26 protein-coding genes are annotated in these 23,329 nt (G+C 29.4%); 20 read left to right on the top strand and 6 right to left on the bottom strand.

Going from position 1 to position 23,329, the window contains the following annotated elements; genetic code table 11:
• The 10 genes from CLV86_RS01480 (at position 1) to hisIE (ending at position 10,333) form a co-directional block, all read left to right on the top strand.
• Positions 1-2,034 (top strand): vWA domain-containing protein, encoded by a 2,034-nt coding sequence (locus CLV86_RS01480; protein ID WP_121048815.1) that lies wholly within the window; start codon positions 1-3, stop codon positions 2,032-2,034.
• 17 nt (positions 2,035-2,051) lie between these two features.
• On the top strand, positions 2,052-2,864 hold the full coding sequence (locus CLV86_RS01475; RefSeq protein ID WP_121048811.1) for a prohibitin family protein: 813 nt from the start codon (positions 2,052-2,054) through the stop codon (positions 2,862-2,864).
• Between the two features lie 256 nt (positions 2,865-3,120).
• The gene (gene hisG, locus CLV86_RS01470) at positions 3,121-3,978 is read left to right on the top strand and encodes an ATP phosphoribosyltransferase (RefSeq protein ID WP_121048807.1); all 858 of its coding nucleotides are present in this window, start codon (positions 3,121-3,123) and stop codon (positions 3,976-3,978) included.
• Complete coding sequence (gene hisD / locus CLV86_RS01465; protein WP_121048804.1) at positions 3,979-5,262, top strand: histidinol dehydrogenase; 1,284 nt, start codon at positions 3,979-3,981, stop codon at positions 5,260-5,262.
• Complete coding sequence (hisC, locus tag CLV86_RS01460) at positions 5,262-6,296, top strand: histidinol-phosphate transaminase (protein ID WP_121048801.1); 1,035 nt, start codon at positions 5,262-5,264, stop codon at positions 6,294-6,296. Before hisD ends, hisC begins: the two co-directional genes overlap by 1 nt.
• On the top strand, positions 6,296-7,435 hold the full coding sequence (hisB, locus tag CLV86_RS01455) for a bifunctional histidinol-phosphatase/imidazoleglycerol-phosphate dehydratase HisB (RefSeq protein WP_121048798.1): 1,140 nt from the start codon (positions 6,296-6,298) through the stop codon (positions 7,433-7,435). The genes hisC and hisB overlap by 1 nt, the downstream gene beginning before the upstream one ends.
• Positions 7,435-8,016, top strand: coding sequence for an imidazole glycerol phosphate synthase subunit HisH (hisH, locus tag CLV86_RS01450; protein ID WP_121048795.1), 582 nt, complete (start codon positions 7,435-7,437; stop codon positions 8,014-8,016). Before hisB ends, hisH begins: the two co-directional genes overlap by 1 nt.
• Positions 8,017-8,148: 132 nt before the next feature.
• Positions 8,149-8,883, top strand: coding sequence for a 1-(5-phosphoribosyl)-5-[(5-phosphoribosylamino)methylideneamino]imidazole-4-carboxamide isomerase (gene hisA, locus CLV86_RS01445; protein ID WP_121048792.1), 735 nt, complete (start codon positions 8,149-8,151; stop codon positions 8,881-8,883).
• A 1-nt stretch (position 8,884) separates the two neighbouring features.
• Complete coding sequence (gene hisF / locus CLV86_RS01440) at positions 8,885-9,640, top strand: imidazole glycerol phosphate synthase subunit HisF (protein ID WP_121048789.1); 756 nt, start codon at positions 8,885-8,887, stop codon at positions 9,638-9,640.
• Positions 9,641-9,733: 93 nt separating this feature from the next.
• Positions 9,734-10,333 (top strand): bifunctional phosphoribosyl-AMP cyclohydrolase/phosphoribosyl-ATP diphosphatase HisIE, encoded by a 600-nt coding sequence (gene hisIE / locus CLV86_RS01435; protein WP_121048787.1) that lies wholly within the window; start codon positions 9,734-9,736, stop codon positions 10,331-10,333.
• A 91-nt stretch (positions 10,334-10,424) separates the two neighbouring features.
• Here hisIE and CLV86_RS01430 read toward each other — a convergent pair whose 3' ends face one another.
• The 3 genes from CLV86_RS01430 to CLV86_RS01420 form a co-directional block, all read right to left on the bottom strand.
• Positions 10,425-11,669, bottom strand: a complete 1,245-nt coding sequence (locus CLV86_RS01430; RefSeq protein WP_121048784.1) for a S41 family peptidase — start codon at positions 11,667-11,669, stop codon at positions 10,425-10,427.
• Between the two features lie 95 nt (positions 11,670-11,764).
• The gene (locus tag CLV86_RS01425; protein WP_121048781.1) at positions 11,765-12,562 is read right to left on the bottom strand and encodes a LytTR family DNA-binding domain-containing protein; all 798 of its coding nucleotides are present in this window, start codon (positions 12,560-12,562) and stop codon (positions 11,765-11,767) included.
• 75 nt (positions 12,563-12,637) lie between these two features.
• Positions 12,638-13,057: a hypothetical protein gene (locus tag CLV86_RS01420; RefSeq protein WP_076733181.1), complete on the bottom strand. Its 420-nt coding sequence runs from the start codon at positions 13,055-13,057 to the stop codon at positions 12,638-12,640.
• A gap of 93 nt (positions 13,058-13,150) precedes the next feature.
• Here CLV86_RS01420 and CLV86_RS01415 point away from each other — a divergent pair, with 93 nt between their 5' ends.
• From CLV86_RS01415 to CLV86_RS01390, 7 genes are all read left to right on the top strand, one after another.
• Positions 13,151-13,933, top strand: a complete 783-nt coding sequence (locus tag CLV86_RS01415) for a tRNA pseudouridine synthase A (protein WP_121048778.1) — start codon at positions 13,151-13,153, stop codon at positions 13,931-13,933.
• Between the two features lie 149 nt (positions 13,934-14,082).
• On the top strand, positions 14,083-14,586 hold the full coding sequence (locus tag CLV86_RS01410) for a Dps family protein (RefSeq protein WP_076733183.1): 504 nt from the start codon (positions 14,083-14,085) through the stop codon (positions 14,584-14,586).
• Between the two features lie 56 nt (positions 14,587-14,642).
• A complete protein-coding gene (locus CLV86_RS01405) occupies positions 14,643-15,542 on the top strand; it encodes a mechanosensitive ion channel family protein (protein WP_121048774.1) in 900 nt (299 codons plus the stop codon).
• A 45-nt stretch (positions 15,543-15,587) separates the two neighbouring features.
• Entirely contained in the window at positions 15,588-15,743 is a 156-nt protein-coding gene (locus tag CLV86_RS01400) for a DUF1328 family protein (RefSeq protein ID WP_076733185.1), read from the top strand.
• Between the two features lie 77 nt (positions 15,744-15,820).
• A complete protein-coding gene (locus CLV86_RS01395; protein ID WP_076733186.1) occupies positions 15,821-16,021 on the top strand; it encodes a hypothetical protein in 201 nt (66 codons plus the stop codon).
• Between the two features lie 26 nt (positions 16,022-16,047).
• Complete coding sequence (locus tag CLV86_RS14195; RefSeq protein ID WP_170148501.1) at positions 16,048-16,188, top strand: hypothetical protein; 141 nt, start codon at positions 16,048-16,050, stop codon at positions 16,186-16,188.
• A gap of 89 nt (positions 16,189-16,277) precedes the next feature.
• Positions 16,278-16,952 (top strand): DUF2461 domain-containing protein, encoded by a 675-nt coding sequence (locus CLV86_RS01390; RefSeq protein WP_121048771.1) that lies wholly within the window; start codon positions 16,278-16,280, stop codon positions 16,950-16,952.
• Here CLV86_RS01390 and CLV86_RS01385 read toward each other — a convergent pair.
• Complete coding sequence (locus CLV86_RS01385; protein WP_121048768.1) at positions 16,949-17,365, bottom strand: glyoxalase; 417 nt, start codon at positions 17,363-17,365, stop codon at positions 16,949-16,951. The two genes, CLV86_RS01390 and CLV86_RS01385, sit on opposite strands and share 4 nt — an antisense overlap.
• Positions 17,366-17,475: 110 nt before the next feature.
• Here CLV86_RS01385 and CLV86_RS01380 point away from each other — a divergent pair, with 110 nt between their 5' ends.
• Positions 17,476-18,366, top strand: a complete 891-nt coding sequence (locus CLV86_RS01380; RefSeq protein WP_121048765.1) for a DUF72 domain-containing protein — start codon at positions 17,476-17,478, stop codon at positions 18,364-18,366.
• A 2-nt stretch (positions 18,367-18,368) separates the two neighbouring features.
• Complete coding sequence (locus CLV86_RS01375; protein ID WP_121048762.1) at positions 18,369-18,761, top strand: acyl-CoA thioesterase; 393 nt, start codon at positions 18,369-18,371, stop codon at positions 18,759-18,761.
• On the opposite strand, the gene CLV86_RS01370 is transcribed toward CLV86_RS01375, so the two are convergent.
• Both CLV86_RS01370 and CLV86_RS01365 read right to left on the bottom strand, forming a co-directional pair.
• A complete protein-coding gene (locus CLV86_RS01370; RefSeq protein ID WP_121048759.1) occupies positions 18,762-19,991 on the bottom strand; it encodes a TlpA disulfide reductase family protein in 1,230 nt (409 codons plus the stop codon).
• A gap of 40 nt (positions 19,992-20,031) precedes the next feature.
• Positions 20,032-20,313 (bottom strand): DUF3817 domain-containing protein, encoded by a 282-nt coding sequence (locus tag CLV86_RS01365; protein ID WP_121048756.1) that lies wholly within the window; start codon positions 20,311-20,313, stop codon positions 20,032-20,034.
• Between the two features lie 102 nt (positions 20,314-20,415).
• Between CLV86_RS01365 and CLV86_RS01360 the strand changes: the two genes are divergently transcribed.
• Positions 20,416-23,247, top strand: coding sequence for a M16 family metallopeptidase (locus CLV86_RS01360; RefSeq protein WP_121048753.1), 2,832 nt, complete (start codon positions 20,416-20,418; stop codon positions 23,245-23,247).
• The last annotated feature ends 82 nt before the right edge of the window (positions 23,248-23,329 follow it).

Raw genomic sequence — 23,329 nt, 5'->3', positions numbered from 1 at the left:
TTGTCTACACAAACTATATTATACATCATATTAGCTGGAATTATAGCGCTATTATTAGCGCTTTTCCATTATAAATATAAAGCTAAAGGCGCGTCTAGAAAGAATGCGCTTTTTGCATTATTACGGTTTATAAGCATATTTAGCGTGCTTTTATTGCTTATAAATCCTAAATTTAATCAAGTAACAGTTTACAACCAGAAACCAAACTTGGTTTTAGTAGTAGACAATTCAAATTCAATAGCACATCTTAATCAAGAGAACAACGTTTCAAAAATTGTAGAAGATTTAAAGAACAATCAATCATTAAATAATAAGTTTACAATAGATGTATTCTCTTTTGGTAATACACTTCATACTTTAGACACTTTATCCTTTAAAGAAAAACAAACTAATTTAGATAAAGTATTTAAGGAATTAACACAGATATATAAAAATACAGTATCTCCAACCATTATAATATCAGATGGAAATCAAACCTATGGTAATGATTACGGGTATACAGCAAAAAAATATAATCAACCAATATATCCTATTGTTGTTGGCGATACTACACAATATTCAGATTTAAAACTTAAGCAACTTAACGTTAATAAATATGCGTTTTTAAAAAACAAGTTTCCAGTAGAAGCTATTTTAGTCTATAATGGTGAAGAAAATATTAATACTAAGTTTGTTGTAACTTCAGGAAAAAACACAATATTTTCTAAAAATATTAGCTTTAATAAAATAGAAAATTCTAAAATTTTAAACTTCACACTACCAGCAAATAATGTTGGTGTAAAAAGTTATAAAGCAACATTAATTCCTACAGAATCAGAAAAAAATACAACTAATAACAGTAAGAATTTTGCGGTTGAAGTAGTCGATGAAAAAACTAAAGTGGCTATTGTCAGTTCTGTTTTACATCCAGATTTAGGTATGCTTAAAAAAAGCATAGAAGCTAATGAGCAACGTAAAGTGGTTTATTTGAAACCACAAGAAGCAATAAGTCAATTAAATGATTTGCAATTAGTTATTGTGTGCAATCCAAACAATTCATTTAAGAATTTGTTTGAAGCTTTAAAGCTTAATAATAAAAATAAATTTGTAATTGCAGGACCCAAAACAGATTTTAATTTTTTAAATACAGTTAGTGATTATTACCAACATGATATTATTTCTCAAACCGAAGATTACCAAGCAAAGTTAAATGCAAATTATAATTCTTTTATAGTCGATGATTTAGATTTTGAATCTTTTCCACCATTAATATCAAATTTTGGAGAGCCTTCATTTTCTGTTCCTTTTGAAAGTATTCTTTATAAAAAAATAAAATCTATTAATACCGAAGAGCCTCTTTTGGCAACCTTCGAAATTAATAAAAGACGAGAAGCTATTTTATTTGGTGAAAATCTTTGGAAATGGAGATCACAAAGTTTTATAAACAATAAAAGTTTTAATCAATTTGATAACTTCATAGGAAAATTAGTTCAATATTTAGCTTCAAATAAGCGTAAAAATAGATTGGATGTTGACTATGAATCTTTCTATCAAGGAAGTAGTAATATCATTATATCTGCTCAATTTTTTAATAAAAATTATGAGTTTGATGCCAATGAAAACCTTAATATAATTGTTACAGATAGAATTAATAAAACATCTAAAACAATTCCTTTTATATTAAAAAATAATAATTATCAAGTAGATTTAAGTGATTTAGCAGCTTCAGATTATACGTTTACTGTTAAAGCTACTAGTGAAAATATTTCAAAATCTGGAAACTTTAAAATACTAGAGTATAATATAGAGCAACAATTTTTAAATGCTAATATTTCAAAATTAAAAACTATTGCAAATCAAAGTAATGGAACTAGCTATCATTTTAACGACTATAAATCTATAATTAATGATTTGCTAAATGATGAACGCTATAAACCAATTCAAAAAAGCAGCAAAAATATTGTACCTTTAATCGATTGGAAATACCTTCTTGTGTTAATAGCATTATCGCTAGCAATAGAATGGTTTATGAGAAAATATAACGGATTAATATAATTTTAAAAAAAAATAAAATGGATAAATTACCAAAGTTAGGAGTACCAGTAATAATTGGAATTGTTGTAGTAATATTTTTAATAATTAAATCTGCAGTTACTATTGGTCCTGGAGAAGGTGGCGTTATTTTCGAACGCTTAGGAAATGGTATAAATACAGATAAAACCTATGGAGAAGGTTTTCATATTGTAGCTCCTTGGAATGATATGATTGTTCGCAAAGTGCGTCAACAATCAATCTCAGACCAAATGAATGTACTTTCTGTTAATGGTCTAGAAGTAAAAGTTAACGGTACTATTTGGTACGAACCAGAATACAGTAAATTAGGACTTTTAATAAAAACTAAAGGAGAAGATTACGAGCGTGAATTACTTGATCCTGCCGTAAATGCTGCGGCAAGAAGTGTAGTTGGGCGTTACACACCAGAACAGTTATATTCTAGTAAAAGAGATTTAATAGAACAGGAAATTTTAGACGAAGTTACAAAACTATTAGAAGGACAATACTTAAATGTAAAGCGTGTTTTAGTTGAAGATGTACAATTACCACCAACTATTAGACAAGCAATTGAACGTAAATTAAAGCAAGAGCAAGAGTCTTTAGAATACGAATTTAGATTAGTTACAGCTAGTAAAGAAGCAGATAAACAACGTATTGAAGCACAAGGTAAAGCAGATGCAAATAAAATTTTAAGTGCATCTTTAACAGATAAAATTCTGCAAGACAAAGGTATTGAAGCTACTGTAAAGCTTTCAGAATCAAACAATAGTAAAGTAATTGTTATTGGTTCTGGAGATTCAGGAATGCCAATAATTTTGGGAAATCAATAATAGATAATAATTAATTAATACATATTAATTAGGATTTGTAAAATTATTTTCACAATATTTGTACATACAAAAAATAAAACAATGACTTTTATTCAATTACATCATCATTTTCATACTTGCACTCAAGCGAGCTGAAGATGTATTGACTAAAATCAACATATTTTTAAAACCGTTTGAGTAAATCAAGCGGTTTTTTGTTTTTATACAATTTACTAAATGATTTACTCAAGCTTTCAAAAAATAAAAAGAAACCAAAATGAGTAAATTAAAAATTGCAGTTCAAAAATCAGGAAGACTTAACGAGGATTCTATGCAAATCCTTAAAGCTGTTGGTATTTCTATAGACAATGGTAAAGACCAATTAAAGGCTTCGGCTAAAAATTTTCCTCTAGAAATTTTTTACCTACGTAATGGAGATATTCCACAATACCTTAAAGATGGTGTGGTAGATGTTGCTATAATTGGCGAAAACGTACTTATAGAAAAAGGAAACGATATTAAAATTGCCGAAAAATTAGGCTTTTCATCTTGTAAAGTGTCTGTTGCAGTACCAAAAGGCGTAAAATATAATTCGGTTAAAGATTTAGAAGGAAAGCGCATTGCAACTTCATATCCTAACACAGTAAATCAGTTTTTAGATAAAAACGGAATTAAAGCAAACTTACACATTATTAATGGTTCGGTAGAAATTGCACCAAATATTGGTTTAGCAGATGCTATTGTAGATATTGTTTCTAGCGGAAGCACACTATTTAAAAACGGTTTAAAAGAAGCAGAAGTTATTTTAAAATCGGAAGCAGTATTGGCTGTGTCTCCTAAAATTTCTGAAAACAATCAAGCCATTTTAAATAAATTACAATTTCGACTACAGTCTGTTTTAAAAGCAAGACAATCGCGTTATGTATTGTTAAATGCACCAAACAATAAGGTGGATGACATTATAAACATTCTTCCAGGTATGAAAAGTCCAACAGTTTTACCACTTGCTAAAGAGGGTTGGAGCTCAATTCACTCTGTGATAAATAAAAATGATTTCTGGGAAATTATAGACGAGTTAAAAGAAAATGGAGCAGAAGGCATCCTAGTTTGTCCAATTGAAAATATGGTGATATAAATGAAAACTATTAGCAATCCTAAACAATCAACTTGGTCTACTATTTTAAAACGACCAACACAAACCGTTAACGATATTGAAACTACAGTCACTCAAATTTTTGAAGATGTACAACGTAACGGAGATCAAGCAATAGCAAAGTACACGCAATTATTTGATGGAGCAGAATTAGCGTCAAATACTGTAACTACTGAAGAAGTAGAAGTAGCAAGTGCTAAAATTTCTACCGAATTAAAACAAGCTATTCAAGAAGCAAAAAGCAATATCGAAACCTTTCATAAAGCACAAAAAACCGAAAAAATTATTGTGCAAACTGCCGAAGGTGTTAACTGCTGGCAAGAAAAAAGAGCCATTCAAAAAGTTGGGATCTATATTCCTGCTGGTACTGCACCTTTATTTTCAACCGTTTTAATGTTAGCTGTTCCAGCTCAAATTGCAGGTTGTAAGGAAATCGTATTATGTTCGCCTCCAAATAAGGAAGGAAACATTGCTAACGAAATTTTATATACAGCACAATTATGTGGTGTTACTAAAATTATTAAAGTTGGTGGCATTCAAGCCATTGCTGGTTTAACCTTTGGAACAGAAAGTATTCCAAAGGTTTATAAAATATTTGGACCAGGAAATCAATACGTTACTGTAGCAAAGCAATTAGCTACTAAATATGGTGTGGCAATCGATATGCCAGCTGGACCAAGTGAATTATTGGTTGCTGCAGATAATAGCTCAAATCCTGCTTACGTAGCTTCAGACTTATTAAGTCAAGCAGAACATGGTATTGATAGTCAAGTAATTTTATTGTCAGATTCTTTAAAATTAGTCCAAGAGGTGCAAAATGAAATTGACAAACAGATTGAAGCATTGCCAAGAAAAGATATAGCTAAAAAAGCCATAAAAAACTCTAAAGCTATTATAATGGAAGACGCCAATGCTGCATTAGATATAATTAATGACTATGCTCCAGAACACTTAATATTATGCACTAATGATAATGATTTTTTTGTGAATAATATCATTAATGCAGGATCAGTATTTATAGGTAATTATACACCAGAAAGCGCAGGAGATTACGCATCAGGTACCAATCATACTTTACCAACAAACGGTTTTAGCAAAGCATATTCTGGAGTAAATTTAGACAGTTTTACAAAAGCCATTACATTTCAAAAAATTACTAAAGAAGGTATTCAAAATATAGGAAAAACTATAGAGTTAATGGCTGAAGCCGAAGGTTTGCAAGCACATAAAAATGCAGTAACTCTTCGTTTAAATGATTTAAAGTAATGAACACAACATTCAACATAAATAACCTAGTTAGAGCTAATATTAAAGCTTTAAAACCATATTCATCTGCAAGAGATGAGTTTAAAGGAACAGCAGATGTGTTTTTAGATGCCAACGAAAATCCGTTTGGAGAGTTAAACCGTTATCCAGATCCACAGCAATCAAAAATTAAGGAAAAATTATCTACCATTAAATCTGTAGAAACAAACCAAATTTTTATTGGTAACGGAAGCGATGAAGTTATCGATTTAGCCTTTCGTATTTTTTGCGAACCAGGAAAAGACAAGGTCTTAACTTTTATACCAACGTACGGAATGTACGATGTATCTGCAAACATCAATAATATAGAGGTGATTAAGCAACCTTTAATAAACGATTTTCAAATTAACTTAAATCAATTACAACCGTATTTAGATTTTCAAGATGTAAAAATCATTTTTATTTGCTCGCCAAACAATCCAACAGGAAATACAATTAACACTGATGATATTGAATATATTCTTGAGAATTTTAATGGTATCGTGATTGTAGACGAAGCTTATATCGATTTCAGTTCGCAAGCATCATTTATTAAAAATATAAATAAATTCAATAATCTAATTGTAAGTCAAACCTTTAGTAAAGCTTGGGGATTAGCAGGTGTTAGAGTAGGCGTTGCTTATGCTAGCGAAGCCATTATTGCACTTTACAATCGTGTAAAACCTCCTTATAACGTAAGCACTTTAAATCAAGAAGTAGTTTTAGAATGTTTAAATAATCAATCTGAAGTTTCTAAAAATATCGAGACTATTCTTTCAGAAAGAACAAAGTTAAAAGACGCTTTAAATCAGCTATCTATCGTTAAAAAAATATATCCAACAGATGCTAATTTTTTATTGGTTGAAGTTGATAATGCAGATAAAACCTACCAGTATTTAATAGATAAAAAAGTAATTATAAGAAACAGAAATACTCAAGTTGAGAATTGTATTCGAATTACTGTTGGAACTGCTGTTGAAAACCAAAAACTAATTGAAGCTTTAAAAAATATATAATGAAAAAAGTACTATTTATAGACAGAGACGGAACCTTGGTATTAGAGCCACCTGTAGATTATCAACTAGATAGTTTAGAGAAATTAGAGTTCTACCCAAAAGTATTTCAATACATGGCTAAAGTAGCTTCAGAGTTAGATTTTGAGCTAGTTATGGTAACCAATCAAGATGGTTTAGGAACCGATTCTTTTCCCGAAGATACCTTTTGGCCCGCACAAAACAAAGTAATTTCAGCATTCGAAAAAGAAGGTGTTGTTTTTTCTGAAGTGTGTATAGACAAAACATTTCCGCATGAAAATGCTGAAACACGCAAACCAAGAACAGGTTTATTAACAAAGTATTTTGATAAAGCCGAATATGATTTAGAAAATTCATTTGTTTTAGGTGATCGCATTACAGACATGGAATTGGCTAAAAATCTAGGAGCAAAAGGTATATTTTTATCTGAAGATCCTGAATTAGGAGCAGATGAAATTGAAAGTTCAAAACAAGCCATTTTAGATTGTATCGCATTAACAAGTACAGATTGGCAAGCGATTTACGAGTTTTTAAAACTAAATGATCGCGTAGAAGAAATCACGCGTAACACCAACGAAACCAAGATATATATTAAATTAAACCTTGATGGTTCTGGTAAAAATAATATCGATACTGGTTTAAAGTTTTTCGACCACATGTTAGACCAAATTGGTCGTCATGGTGCTATGGATTTAACCATAAAAGTTGATGGCGATTTAGAGGTTGATGAGCACCATACCATTGAAGATACTATGATTGCTTTAGGTAAATTATTCAACAAAGCTTTAGGTAATAAATTAGGTATCGAGCGTTACGGTTTTTGTTTACCTATGGACGACTGCTTAGCACAAGTAGCAGTTGACTTTGGAGGTCGAAACTGGTTAGAATGGGAAGCCGGTTTTAAACGTGAAAAAATAGGCGATATGCCAACCGAAATGTTTTTCCACTTGTTTAAATCATTTACAGATGGAGCAAAATGTAATTTAAATATTAAAGCAGAAGGCACAAACGAACACCACAAAATAGAAGGTATTTTTAAAGCCTTTGCAAAAGCTATGAAAATGGCTGTAAAACGTGATGCAAATAAAATGTTTTTGCCATCAACTAAAGGGATGTTGTAATGAAATTAGTAATAATAAATTACGGAGCAGGAAATATAAAAAGCATTCAGTTTGCCTTTAAACGTTTAGGTTACGATGCTATTTTATCAAATAATCCTGATGAGATTAAGGCAGCAGATAAAGTTATTTTTCCTGGTGTTGGTGAGGCAAGTTCTGCAATGCAAATGCTAAAAGAAAGTGGTTTAGACACTTTAATTCCAACTTTAAAACAACCAGTTTTAGGAATTTGTTTAGGCATGCAATTGATGTGTAAATCTTCAGAAGAAGGTAATACCAAAGGTTTAGGTATTTTTAATGTAGATGTAAAGCGTTTCAATAATACAGTTAAAGTACCACAAATGGGATGGAATACAATAACCGATCTAAAATCTAAGCTGTTTAAAGGTATTAAAGACGAGGCATTCATGTACTCTGTACATAGTTTTTATGCAGAAGCTTGTAAAGAAAGCATTGCCACAACTACATATAGTGTAGATTTTGCTTCAGCTTTACAAAAAGATAACTTTTATGGTGTACAATTTCATCCAGAAAAATCATCTGTAGCAGGAGAACAAATATTAAAGAATTTTATAGCTCTTTAGTGTGTTATTCAGTACTTGTAATTCAGAATATAAAATAAAAAACAACGCATTGTTATTCCACACTTAATGTGGAATTCACAATAAAAGAATGAATATTAATTAAAAAGATTCCCACTTTCGTGGGAAATGAATATGAGAATAATACCAGCAATAGATATTATAGACGGAAAATGTGTACGCTTAACAAAAGGCGATTACAATACCACTAAAATTTATAATGAAAACCCACTTGAGGTTGCAAAACAGTTTGAAGGTGCAGGAATAGAGTATTTACACATGGTAGATTTAGATGGTGCAAAAGCCGATCATGTTGTAAACTACAGAGTTTTAGAGCAAGTTGCATCTAAAACAAACTTAAAGATTGATTTTGGAGGTGGTTTAAAATCGGATAACGATATAATTACAGCATTTAATTCTGGAGCAAAACAAATTACAGGAGGTAGTATTGCTGTTAAAAACAGAGATATGTTTGAGCGTTGGATAAGTAAATATGGTTCTCAAAAAATCATTTTAGGAGCAGATTGTAAAAATGAAAAAATAGCCATTAGTGGTTGGTTAGAAGAAAGTAGTTTAGAGGTAATTCCATTTATAAAAGATTACCAAAAACAAGGTATTCAATATGTGGTTTGTACAGATATTTCAAAAGACGGAATGTTAGAAGGCCCATCAGTAGATTTGTATAAAAAAATAATTGAAGAATGTACAAACGGTAGTTCTGGTCAGTCCATAAAGCTTATAGCTTCTGGTGGAGTAACGACTATTGAAGATTTAGAAACGCTTTCTGCAATTAATTGCGAAGGTGTAATTATAGGTAAAGCGATTTACGAAAACAGAATTACATTAAAAGAATTAGAACGATTTTTATAATATGCTTACAAAACGAATTATACCATGTTTAGACATTAAAAACGGAAGAACCGTTAAAGGTGTCAATTTTGTAAACCTTCGTGATGCTGGAGATCCTGTAGAATTAGCGAAGCAATATGCTGTAAAAGGTGCAGACGAGCTGGTTTTTCTAGATATTTCGGCGACTTTAGAAGGACGAAAAACCATGATTGATATGGTTTTAAAAGTTGCAGAACACGTTAATATTCCGTTTACAGTTGGTGGAGGAATTTCATCTATTGAAGATGTAGATGTGCTTTTAAAATCTGGAGCAGATAAGGTTTCTATAAACTCTTCAGCTGTAAAAAGACCAGGATTGGTTAACGAATTGGCTAATAAATTTGGTAGCCAATGTGTTGTGGTTGCTATAGATGCTAAACAAATTAATGATGAATGGATAGTACATTTAGCAGGTGGAAGTATTCCAACCGATTTAAATTTATTCGATTGGGCTAAAGAGGTTGAAAGTAGAGGTGCAGGAGAAATTTTATTTACCTCAATGAATAACGATGGTACCAAAGCAGGTTTCGCAAATGAAGCTTTAGCTAAGTTATCAGAAACTTTAAATATACCAATTATAGCTTCAGGTGGAGCAGGAAACGTTCAACATTTTATAGATACCTTCAAAGAAGGAAAAGCAGACGCAGCATTGGCTGCAAGCGTATTTCATTTTGGTGAAATTGCAATAAAAGATTTAAAAGAAGTATTAAGAGATAATAATATAGCAGTACGACTATAAGTCGTCATGCTGAACTTGTTTCAGCAGCTCATTAAAAAATAATAAGATTGCCTCAGCAAATAAAATTTGCTTCGCAATGACAAAGCAAAAATTATGAACATAGATTTTAATAAAAACAACGATGGTTTAGTACCAGCAGTAATTCAAGATGCCACAACAAAAAATGTATTGATGTTGGGTTACATGAATGAAGAAGCGTTTAATAAAACTAAAGACACCAAATTGGTTACTTTTTTTAGCAGAACCAAAAACCGTTTATGGACTAAAGGTGAAGAAAGCGGAAACGTTTTAAATCTGGTTGATATTAAGCTAGATTGCGATAACGATACATTGTTAATTCAAGCAAAACCAAAAGGTCCAACATGCCATACAGGAAGCGATACGTGTTGGAATGAACAAAACGATGAAAATTTCGGTTTTATTTCTAAATTAGAAAACACTATTGAAAGTCGTGTAAAAGTAGGAGACTCAGAGAAGTCTTATGTGGCGTCATTATTTGCAAAAGGTATAAATAAAGTCGCTCAAAAAGTAGGAGAGGAAGCAGTAGAAGTAGTTATTGAGGCAAAAGATGATAATGACGATTTGTTTTTAAACGAAAGCGCAGATTTATTGTTTCATTATTTAATGTTATTGCAGGCTAAAGGATTTAAACTTAAAGATGTGGTTAACGTTTTAAAAGGAAGAGAAAAATAAAAAAGCTGTTACAATGTTTGTAACAGCTTTTATCTAATGTTGAAATAGAAAGTTTAATCGCGCATTAGAACTACGTTATTTTATTGTTTATTTATTCGTTTTCGGTTGCAATAACTTCTAAAGTTTGAGCTATCCAATCACGATTAAAATCTAAAGGATATTCTGGCACAATGCCTTTTCCTTCGTATTGTAAGTATTCGCTAAAGTCCATGTCTGTTGGTTTTATATTAAAATATCCAGAAGGTGTATTGTAGTTGTAGCCATAATTCATACCATAAGCAATAATACCTCTTGTGGTTTGGCCTAAATGTTTTGCACTTTTTAACTTTTTAAGTTTAATAGTAAACTGTTCGCCATTACTACCTGTAAAACAGTTGGTTAAAATGTAAACGTTTTTCTTTTTTAATAATTTTATAAAAGGATCTGATAATTTTTTATTTCCGCCTCCATTACTTCTTAAATCTACAATTACATTTTCAGCAGTTAAATCTTTTTTCATTTTATTGTAAAAAGTCTTAAAAGCGTTCTTATTTTTTTTACTAAATGAACTAAAATTCCCAAAATACATGTATTGTGTATTGCTATTTAGTTGTTTAAACTCCCAATCAGATTGATTTTTAATTGGTAACTCTGCATTAGCTGTATTTCCTTCTTTTTTATAGGCCCAAAGTCGACCATTTTCAAAAGAAATACTCCTTACAAAACCTGGAATTCTTGTAACAGGATGATAATAATAAAGGTTGTATTTAATACCGTTTGTTGGCGTTGCTTCAAAAATAATTTCTCCAGGTTCCCATTGTTTTAAATCACTACTTAGTACAACACCAATTAGCTTATTTTTATCTGCTGAGAAATATATGCCAATTTTTTGTGATTCGTTATAACTGTAAATTCCTTCTAATTCAGCTTCATTTTTTTGTGTTAATTTGTCCTTAAGCGTTTGAAGATGATGTTTTGTTTTGGGATGATTTTTAAATGTATCTGTTGTTTTAAAATCTATTATTTTGGTGTCGTCCTTAGTGTCTTCTTTAGATAAATAAAGTTCGTTGAATGTTAAACTACAATGCACATCGTTAATTAAAACCATTTGTTGTAGTAATAATTTATAACAAGTTTCAATAGGCATTTGTGCTTTCATTTTTGAAGCTAATGTTTTATATGTTTCATTAAAAACATCTAATTTTTCACCTTTTATTTGATCTTTATATGAAGGCATTGCTTTTAATTTTTCAATTACAAAATCTAAATCGGTTTTACAATCGCAAGTTTTATTTTGTGCAAAAGAGAAATAAATTCCGAAGAAAAAAACTAAAATAAAAGTGGTTACATTTTTCATGATTATTGAATTTTATTGATTAAACTTTCTGAAACAAAGATATGTTTCAAATTTAAACAAACTCAATATTAATAGGTGTTTGGGGCGAAATAATACTATGTTGTGGCGAAATTAAAAGTGTTTTTTACTTTTTCTAAATAGGTTTTAGAGATTGGCACTTTAACATCGTTAGTAAGTAATATAAAATGCTTTCCTTTTTCTATTTTCCAAGATTGAAAATGATAAGGATTAATAATATTAGAGCGATGTGTTCTTAATAATTCTGGAAAGCTATCTTCAATAACAGATAGTTTATTTCTAATAAGACTCTTCTTTATATTTTGACCAGAAAGATATAAAACTTCAATATAATTGTCTGAAGATTGAATGGTAATTAAATCATTTAAATGTAATTTTAAATTCTCGTAATTGCCTTCTCCATTAATTTCAATTTTTTTATCCTCTAGTTTTTTTTCATGATACTTACCAAAAGCAAAACGACCAATTATAATAATAGGTAATATTACAGAAAGCGCAGGAAAAAAAATAGATTTTACCATATATAGTAACGTATATGGATTGGGCTCGTTAATTACTACTACGTATAAATACAGTAGTCTGGCTAATATTATGGAAACAATAGCTAGACATATTATAAAAATAATTTCATGCTTTAATTTCCATGCTTGTTTACTGTTTTTAAATAGAAAACATTGTAGTGGTAAAAACAAGTAATATGAAATAGCGCCAATTAATCCGTAGAGTGGAAGATAGGTTAGTTTTTCTGTAGTATTTAATTCAGAAACATCTAAAGGTTCTGTAAAAAACAGAAAAATAAAAACCCAAATAGCTATGGATAAACCAATGATTATATGGTGTTTTAAATTTGGATCAAAAGGATATTTAAGTTTCAAAAAATATAATAAGTATAGAATAAAGCATCAGTTTTATAATATAGTACTGATGCTTTAAACTGTTTACATAACTTTTTATTTAAGCCAACCTTTTTGTTTAAAAAGTCTTGCTAAAAGAACAAATATTATAGCAAAAACAATAATCATTATAGTCATGCCTATACTACTTGCGTAACCATTAATTAAAATATAACTCATTTGAATTAACACAGCTAAAAGTGATAATAACATTAGAGTATAGCCTAATTTTTTTCTCAATAAAATAAAAACAAAACCAAAGAATCCTGCAAATACAGCTATAGCAAAAGCAGCAGTAACCCAAGTAGGAGTGTTAGCTACAATATCTAACTGTTCTTGGGTATACATTGCTCTATGGCTTTCTGTATTAAAGGCTTGTTGCAAATAAGCATTTACTCCCATTCCGTTCCAAATAAGCCCAATTACAGCTATAATCCAGAACCAAATTGGTGGTTTCTGTGTCGAGTTTTCTGTCATAATTTTAAGTTTTAGTTAGTTATTAGTATTACAATTTATAAAAATTTTGTTTAATGCTATTAATAAGTTTACTTTCGAAATCAATTTCAAGCAATGTTTACAAAAAAATTCTATTATTTAATAAAGCTTCAATATTTAGGCTACCGTTTTCATGGTTGGCAAAAACAACCAGATGTAAAAACATTACATTTAATGGTAGATCGCACTTTAAATTTTATACTAGAAGGAAAACGATTTAAAAGTTTGGCTTCTGGAAGAACAGATGCAATGGTATCTGCAGAAGAAACAGCGATAGAATTATTTGTATATGAAGAAATAGGTAATAAAAATGATTTTTTAAAACTCTTTAATACTAATTTACCTCAAGATATTAGAGCATTATCTATTAAAGAGGTAGATGAGAAATTTAATATCATTAATAACCCAAAAGTAAAAGAATACATTTATTTATTTGCTTTTGGAGATAAGTTTCATCCATTTTGCGCACCAATATTAACAACAATCTTGGATGATTTAGATGTAGAAATAATGAAGAAAGGAGCAAAGCTCTTTGAAGGTGAACATTATTTAAAAACCTATTGTTATAAACCATCTGATAACGGAATTTACAATCGAGAAGTTCTAACTTGTGAGATTGTAGAAAATACTATTTACACAGCAAACTTTTTTCCAAAGAAAAGTTATTTACTTCGTGTAAGAGGAAAAGGCTTCATGAGAAACCAAATACGTTTAATGATGGGTACTCTAATAGACCTTGGTAAAGGTAAATTAACTTTAGACGATATAGAAGCTTCTTTAAAGCCTAATAACACTATAAAAATGGAGTATATAGCTCCTGCATCAGGCTTAATTCTTAAAAGTCTTGATTTCGAATAATTCTGTTAATTAAATTAACAACACTTCATTTTCATTAACATAATTTAAGTTAATAAATTTCTAATTTGGTTAAAAGCCGTTAAATCAAAGAGATACAAATGCATATATGCCTATATTGATAATAGAACCAAAAAAAACTATTATAAATTATGAGCTATTTGAATATGCAAGATGAAAAACTACTACCAGTAGTTATGGAATTAAATACTTTATTATCCGATTACCATTTATACTATCAAAAATTAAGAACTTTCCATTGGAACATTCTAGGAAAGAATTTTTTCGATTTACATATTAAATTCGAAGAAATGTATAATGATGCACAATTAAAAATTGATGAAATAGCAGAGCGTATTCTTACACTTAGGCATCATCCAGTGAGTAAATTTAGCGATTATTTAAAAATTTCTTCACTTAAAGAAGTTTCGGGTATGACTACAGATAAGGATATGGTAGACATTTTGCTAGAAGACCACAAACTTATACTGTCTCAAATGAGTACAGTTATACAAAAAGCAGAAAATGCTGGAGATGAAGGTACAATAGACCTTATTGGCGCTTACATTCGTGAATTAGAAAAAATGAGTTGGATGTTAAATGCATGGTCTAAAAGCACTAACGATCAATTAAAACGTGATGAAGTTAAAAGTTAATTTTTTCAAGGTAGAAAAGAAAATTAATTAACAATAACTTTATAATAACAAGAAAAATGACAGAAGAGTTAAATAGAGCTTATGAGCTATTATCTGATAAACTTATAGGATGGTTTAATGCCATTGTAAAAAACATTCCAAACTTAATAATAGCAATTATTGTTTTAGTTGTTTTTTACTACATATCTAAATATGTATCTAGAATTATTGGAAAGTTAGTATCTAAAAAAGTACACCAAGATTCTTTAGTTAATATTATAACCAAGATTGTTGCAATAGTAATTATAGCAGCAGGTTTATTTCTGGCACTAGGAATTTTAAATCTTAGTAAAACACTAGAAACATTAATAGGAGCAGCAGGAGTATCTGGTTTGGTAATAGGTTTAGCCTTACAAGGCACATTAAGTAACACATTTGCAGGTATTGTTTTAAGTTTTAGAAAAAGTATAGAACTAGGGCATTGGGTAGAAACAAATGGTTTTGCAGGTGAAGTTGTAGAAATTAGTTTAAAAAACTTTGTTGTAAAAGAAGCAGATAATAAACTAGTAATGATACCAAATAAATCCATATTGGAGAATCCGGTTAAAAACTATTCTTTAACCAAAAAAATGCGAATTATTGTAAGTTGTGGCGTTGGTTATGAATCAGACTTGGAGAAAGTAAAGCAATTAACAAAATCGGCTATTGCAAAACAATTTGCAGAAGTTGAAAAAGAAGAAGATGTAGAGTTTTATTACCAAGAATTTGGAGACAGTTCCATCAACTTTATAACAAGATTTTGGATTAAGGGAAACAAAGCAAAAGATAAAATTACAGGACAAAGTGATGCTATTATAGCTATTAAAAAAGCATTCGATGCAGAAAATATTAACATTCCTTTTCCTATTAGAACGCTACAGTTTGATAACAAATTAAGCTTAGCAAAAAATGAGAAATTTAACGAGGCAGAAGCCTAATAAATTTATATAAAAACAATTATTAATCACTAAAAACTAAAAATTATGTTACGTTGGACAATCACATTTATTATTATTGCAATAATCGCCGGAGTTTTAGGCTTTGGTGGCATTGCAGGAGGAGCAGCAGGAATTGCTAAAATATGTTTCTTCATATTTCTAGTATTATTCGTACTATCTTTAATTAGAGGAAAAAGATAATTTATCAATTTGTATTTTCAATTAAATTTAATTGTAAATTTATTTAATGAATTAACAAAATCTAAATTTTAAAAACAATGAAAAAATTATCATACCTTTTTATACTAATGTTCTCTCTATCAATATTTTTAACAAGCTGTAGAGAAGAAAAGAAAACACCTGAAGAAAACATAGAAGAAGTAATGGAAGATGTTAGCGATGACATTGATAATGCTTCAGACGATGTGCAGGATGCTATTGAAGATGTACAAGAGGAAATAGAAGAAGTTGAAGACTAATTTTAAATAACTTAAAACCAAAAACAATGAAAAAATTACCATATTTATTTATCGTACTGTTTACAATGTCTATTGCTTTATCAAGCTGTAGAGAAGAATCAACAGGAGAAAAAGTAGAAGATGCAGTAGAAGATGTTGCAGATGATATTGAAGACTCAGTAGATTAATCTATCTAAATTAAATACTAAAGTCTCAGATTCGTAATTCGAGTCTGAGACTTTTTTGTATTTTTATATTCTCATTTTTAAACTAAAATATGATTTCTAAAAAAGTACTTGATTTTTTAAAAGCTCTAGAAAAAAATAATAACCGAGATTGGTTTAACGATAATAAAAAAGAATTTAAAACTTTAGAAACAGAAGTTAAAGAGTTTTATAATGCTATAAACCAAAAATTAAGTATTCACGACGAAATCGATAAAGTAAAAGCCTTTAGAATTTATAGAGATGTTCGTTTTTCTAAAAACAAACAACCATACAAAACTAATTTTGGAGCTTCTTTTCATAGAGTAAAACCTAGATTACGCGGTGGTTACTATTTTCATATTCAACCTAATAACCAAAGCTTTTTAGCTACAGGTTTTTGGGCTCCAGAAAAAGAAGATTTATTGCGAATAAGAAAAGAGTTTGAGATGGATGACCAAGAGATTAGAGAAATTATAAATAATAAAGCCTTTAAATCTATTTGGGGAGAACTTGAAGGAGAAGAATTAAAAACAGCTCCAAAAGCTTTCGATAAAGAGCATCATGCTATAGATTTAATTAGAAAAAAACAATTTGTATTTACTAAAAAACTTACTGATAAAGAAATACAGAGTAAAGAATTAATAGATATTATAGATCAATCGTTTAAAGCCATCAGGCCATATTTTAATTATATGAGCGACGTCTTAACTACAGATTTAAATGGTGTATCTTTAATTGATGGTTAAACAGCTATAAGTGTCTCTGCTTTTTCAAATAATTGAATATTGCTTTGTAAACGTTGAATAACAATATTCATCATGCGTTTGTTTAATGCCGATGAATTTTCTATATAAATTTTATATTCATCTGTAGTAAATTGGCCTATTACCATACCTTTTAAAGAATTTCTAAATTTAATATCTTTATGTATAGCATTATCTATATAATGCAAGCGTCTCTCAGTAGTAAGTTCATAAAAAACGTTCTTATGTTTTTTAATGTAATTTTTAAAAATAGCTATAAGCAAATCATTTTGTAATTTAATAATAGGACGTAAAGTTATGTTTTGAAAACGTTCATCTTTACTCATATTATCACTTATTTTAATAGAATCTATTGTAGGCCTAATATCTAATAGTTGTAAGTCTCTAGTTGTCATATCATAAGGGTTTTTATAAAAATATTAATTATATAACTATAATGATTTCATATAGTAATTTCTTGTTAACTGTTTTATGAACAATTACCTTTAACTTATAAAATATAAATATGAAATTTGGAAGCGTTGATAATCCAGAATTAATAGACTTTACTTTACCCAAAGACCATAAAGACACTAAACGTGTTTTAAATTTGGTTAAAGACGATAACATAGCAGAAATATATGTTGGTTGTGCAAAATGGAATAGAGCAGATCTTAAAGGATTTTATCCTAGAGGAACAAAAGATGAATTAGCTTACTATTCTACACAATTTAATGCTATCGAGTTAAATGCAACGTTTTACCGCATATTTCCTGCAGAACAATTTGCTAAATGGTACCAAAAAACACCTTCAAATTTTAAGTTTTTTCCAAAATTAAATCAAGAGATTTCTCATTGGAAAAGATTACAAGACACTAACGCTATTGTAGAAAACTACTTATATAATGCCTCAAATTTACAAGAAAAATTAGGAACAGTTTTTTTGCAAATGCATAATAATTTTGCGCCTAAAGATTTTAATCGTGTTATAGATTTTGTAGAGAGTTGGCCAAAAGAAATTCCGTTAGCAATAGAGTTTAGGCATACAGATTGGTATAATACAGAGGTTTCCGAAGAATTATATAAACTGTTAGAAACAAACAATATTTCTAATATAATAGTAGATTCTGCAGGACGAAGAGATATTATGCATATGCGTTTAACAAACAGCACAGCATTTGTAAGATACGTTGGAGCAAATCACCAAAGCGATTACACTCGTTTAGACGAGTGGATAGAACGTATAAAACAATGGACAGCACAAGGCATTAAAGAGATAGATTTTTTTATACATCAAAATTTAGAAAAAGAATCGCCTTTACTGGCAGCCTATTTTATTAAAAAATTAAATAATGAATTGGGATACAATTTAAAAATTCCAAATCAAGATAATGAACCACAACAAAATTTATTTTAAATATGAGATTTCATACAAGAAAATGGGTGAAACCCGAAGATTTAAATCCTAATGGAACACTTTTTGGCGGAAGATTATTAGCTTGGATAGATGAAGAAGCAGCGTTATATACCGTTGTACAGTTAAATAACTCTAAAATTGTTACTAAATACATGAGTGAAATTAATTTTAATAGTAAAGCTGTAGAGGGCGATATTGTTGAAATTGGTATGGAGGTTAAAAAATTTGGTAAAAGCTCAATTACTCTAAAATGTGAAGTTAGAAATATGATGACTAGAGAAACCATTATAACCGTAGAAGATATTATTATGGTTAACCTTGATGAGGATGGTAAACCTAAACCACACGGAAAAACAAAAGTTGAGTTTGTAAAAGATAGGCTAAAAGATAAATAACTATTCTTTTAGCAGCTCTTTTATACGGTTTTCTAAAGCGCTACCAGAAATTTTTTCGCTGGCAATATTACCATTTTTATCAATTAATAATTTAAATGGAATAGATTCTACACCATATCTAAATGCTATTCTTTTATTTTTATCAATAATATGGTAGTCCCAAGTTAAACCATCTAGTGCAATAGCATTAAGCCACTCTGCTTCGCCTTTGTCTTCACTTACGCTTAAAATCTCAAATCCTTGGTTTTTATATTTATTATATAAAGATACTAGCGTTGGGTTTGTTGCTCGACAAGGCGCACACCAGCTTGCCCAAAAATCTACTAAAATAACTTTTCCTTTTGGTATAGAATTTAAAGAAAGCGCTTGCCCATAAGGATTTAAACCGTCAATTTTATAGGCCTTTGGCCTGTATTCATTTTTAAAAGACTGCTCAACTTTTTTAGCAACAACAACAGGTAAGCGTTTTTCAATATTACTTTCTTTAATAACAATTAAAGAGTCAATACGCTTTGCAAACTCTATATCACGTAATTCTTGAGATAATCCATTATATAAAGCTCTTAATGTTTTAGAATTATATGTTTCTAAATTATCGTTTATTAACATAGCAGAAAAATAAGAATCGGAATGATTTTTAATAAACGACTTTACATATTCATTTTGCTCACTAAATAACTCTAGTCTTCCTTGCCTTAGTGTTTTTAAGTTTTGTGAAGAAAAATCGCCTTTCATACCATAGTACAAAGCAATACCTTTGTCTTTAAAGTCGGTCATTTGCGAAATGTAATCTAAATATTCTTTTTGAATTTTAGATGCTGAATATACCGTTGAAAAATCTACGCGCTTATTTAGAAAAACATAAATATCGGATGCATCAACTAAAAAAGAAAATCCTTTATTTTTATTCTTAACGTTAGAGATTTTATATATAGATGGTGTTTCTGCAGATCCTTTAAATTTAAAATTAGTGTTAATAACTTTAGTAGAATCTATTAAATCAAAAGTATCATCTTCAGCTTTAAATAAATAAACGTAAGTATCATTATCTAAGAAAGATACTCCATTAATTAAAAACTCATTATCAAGCCTAGTATTAACTTTAACAACAGTGTTAGATAATGTGTCTTCTTCTTTAGCTGTATTTGTTGGTTCTTTAGCAGAAAAAGACTCGCAATTAAATAAAAATAAACAGCAAGCAATTAGTAAAAAGCGAGGGAAACTAGACATAAATTCAGTATTAATTACTGAATATTACAACATTTTTCGATTAAGCCAACGGCTTTAAATATTTTTTATCAACATAAAAAGTTCCAAAAGGAATAAGAGAACCCAATAAAATTAATATAAAGGTTTTTGAATTCCACTTGTAAGTTGTGCGCAAAAATATAGCTATAGCAATGTAAGCTACAAATAATAAACCATGAGGCATACCAAGTAACTTAACATATTCATCACTACCATCAGGTAATCGTTTATATATTGCAGCAACCATTAATAATAAATACGAAACACCTTCCAAAAAGGCAACAATTCTAAAGGTTTTTAGCATAACATTTTAATTATAAAAAAAGCAAAGTTAATAAAAGTGGATTTTGAAATAGCCATTTTTATATTTAATATTTATCTTTAACAAAAACATAAAATTTTAACCATGAAATTATTAAAACTTTGTACTTTATTCAGTTTATCTATCGTGTGCTTTAATTGCTCAAATAATAATTCTAAAGAGCTTAATGTTAGTGAGAAAGAATTTAAAATAGAATATGAAAAATTTACTTTAGATAATGGATTAGAAGTTATTTTACACGAAGATCATAGCGATCCTATAGTAGCAGTTGCAACATTAATGCATGTAGGCTCAAACAGAGAAAAACCAGGACGTACTGGTTTTGCACATTTTTTTGAGCATATGAGTTTTAATGATAGTGAAAACGTTCCAGTTGGAGCCAATAGAAAAATGATACCAGAGTGGGGAGGAAGCAGAAACGGAGGGACATCAAACGATTATACAGTATATTATGAAGTAGTACCAAAAGATGCTTTCGAAAAAATTTTATGGATAGACTCAGACCGTTTTGGTTACATGATTAATACCGTAACAAAAGAAGCTTTAGAACGAGAAAAACAAGTGGTTAAAAACGAAAAACGTCAACGAGTAGATAATGCAGCTTATGGTTATACAGATGAAATTAAACGTAAAAATCTTTATCCAGAAACACATCCATATAATTGGACTGTAATTGGAGCATTACCAGATTTACAAGCAGCAACAATAGACGACGTAAAAGAATTTTATAAAAAATATTATGGTGCAAGTAATGCATCGTTAGTAATCGCTGGTGATATTAATATAGACGAAACTAAAAAGCTGGTAGAGAAATGGTTTGGCGAAATACCTAGCGGACCTAATGTAGAAAGCTTACCACCAATGCCTGTAACGCTAGACAAAACAAAATCCTTATACTTTGAGGATAGTTTTGCAAAATTACCAGAATTACGCATGACATTTCCTACTGTTGAAGAATACAATAAAGATAAATATGCTTTAGAAATTTTAGGTCAGTTATTAAGCGGAAGTAAAAAATCACCATTATATCAAACTATAGTAGAAGAACAAAAATTAGCACCAAGAGTTAGTACGTATCAAAGCAGTAGTGAATTAGCAGGAGAGTTTGTTTTTAGAGTGCGTGCAAATGCTTTTGTAGATTTAGATAATGTTAAAACCGCTATTAATGAAGGATTAGAACGTTTTGAAAACAATGGCGTAAATGAAAAAGACTTAAATAGAATTAAAGCAGAGTTAGAAACTAATTTATATAGAGGAATTAGTACCGTTTTAAATAAAGCTTTTCAATTAGTACAAGATAACGAGTTTAATGGAGACCCAAGTTATATAACAGAAACAGCAAAATTAACAAACGCAGTAACTGCCGAAGATGTTATGCGAGTTTACAATAAATACATAAAGAATAAACATTATGTAATGACTAGTGTGGTGCCAAAAGGCAATTTAGATTTAGCAGTGGCAGAATCTAAACAAGCAAGTGTGTGGATTGAAGAAGTAAAACAAGATGTTGCTAATGAAGAAGTAAGCCAAGGAGCAGAAGCTGTTTACGAAAAAACTAAAACTAAGCACGATAGAAGTGAGCCAGAATTTGGAGAACTACCATTATTTAAATCGCCTAAAGTGTGGACAGATACCTTAGAAAATGGAATGGCTATTTATGGTATAGAAAATAACGAAGTACCTTTAGTGCAATTCGATATTACTATTCCTGGAGGACATTTATTAGATCCAGAAAATAAATCTGGAGTAGCTAATTTGCTTAGTGATTTAATGATGGAAGGTACCGCAAATAAAACACCAGCAGATTTAGAAGAAGCTATTGGTTTATTAGGAGCAAGTATAAATACATATTCATCTAACGAAGATTTTCATATAACAGGTACCTGCTTAGCTAAAAACTTCGATAAAACTATAGCACTAGTAAAAGAAATAATTTTACAACCACGTTGGGATGTAGATGAATTTAATAGACTTAAATCGGCTTTAGAAACAAGTTTAAAAGATAGAGAGTCTAACCCAAATAGTATTGCTTCAATGGCTTATAATAAGTTAATTTATGGCGATAACCATATCTTGTCAATACCAAGTTCTGGAACGCAAGAATCCATAAGCAATATTAGTATTCAAGATTTAAAAAATTATTTCAAAAATTTATCACCAGAAAACGCATCATTTCATATTGCAGGAGCTTTAAATAATAATGAAGTAAAAAGCACATTAAGTACACTAAACGAATGGAATGTAAAAGCTGTTAACATACCAGATTTTCAAATAACCAATACAGTCTCAAAAAACAAACTATATTTTATAGATTTTCCAGGTGCTAAGCAATCAGTTTTTCAAATAGGAAAATTAGCATTATCTAAAGAAAACGAAGAGTTTAATAATTTAAATTTTGCAAACGAAATTCTTGGTGGAGGATCAAGTGGTAAATTATTTCAAACATTAAGAATAGAAAAAGGTTATACTTATGGAGCATATTCGGGAATTTCATCTAATAAAGAAATATCTCCCTTTACAGTAAGAACTAGTGTTCGAGCAAATGCAACATTAAAATCTTTAGAAATTATAAAAAATATGATTAGTAATTATGCTAACGATTTTACAAACACAGAAGTAGAACTTACTAAAAATAAAATTTTAAAAGGAAACACTAGAGCTTATGAGAGTCTTGGAGCACAATTAGGAATGCTTAGAAATATTAGTAAATATAATTTATCTAAAACATTTACAGAAGAAGATCAAGAGGAGTTAATTAACATGACATTAGAAGACTACAAAAACATAATTAATAAATATCTTAACGAAGAGGATATGATTTATGTAGTAGTAGGCGATAAAAAAACACAGTTTGAAGAGGTAAAAAAACTTGGGAAGACTATAATTGAATTAGATATTTATGGTAATAAACTATAAAACGTATATATTTGATTTTCAAAACGTTATTTAAATAAAATTAACAACAAATTATGAAAATAATTTATGACCTTTGACGTTT

This window comes from Lacinutrix venerupis (assembly GCF_003663945.1).
Lineage (GTDB): Bacteria > Bacteroidota > Bacteroidia > Flavobacteriales > Flavobacteriaceae > Lacinutrix > Lacinutrix venerupis.
The sequence above is the reverse complement of the archived record's forward strand: the minus strand, read 5'-3'. Positions and strand labels throughout refer to the sequence as shown.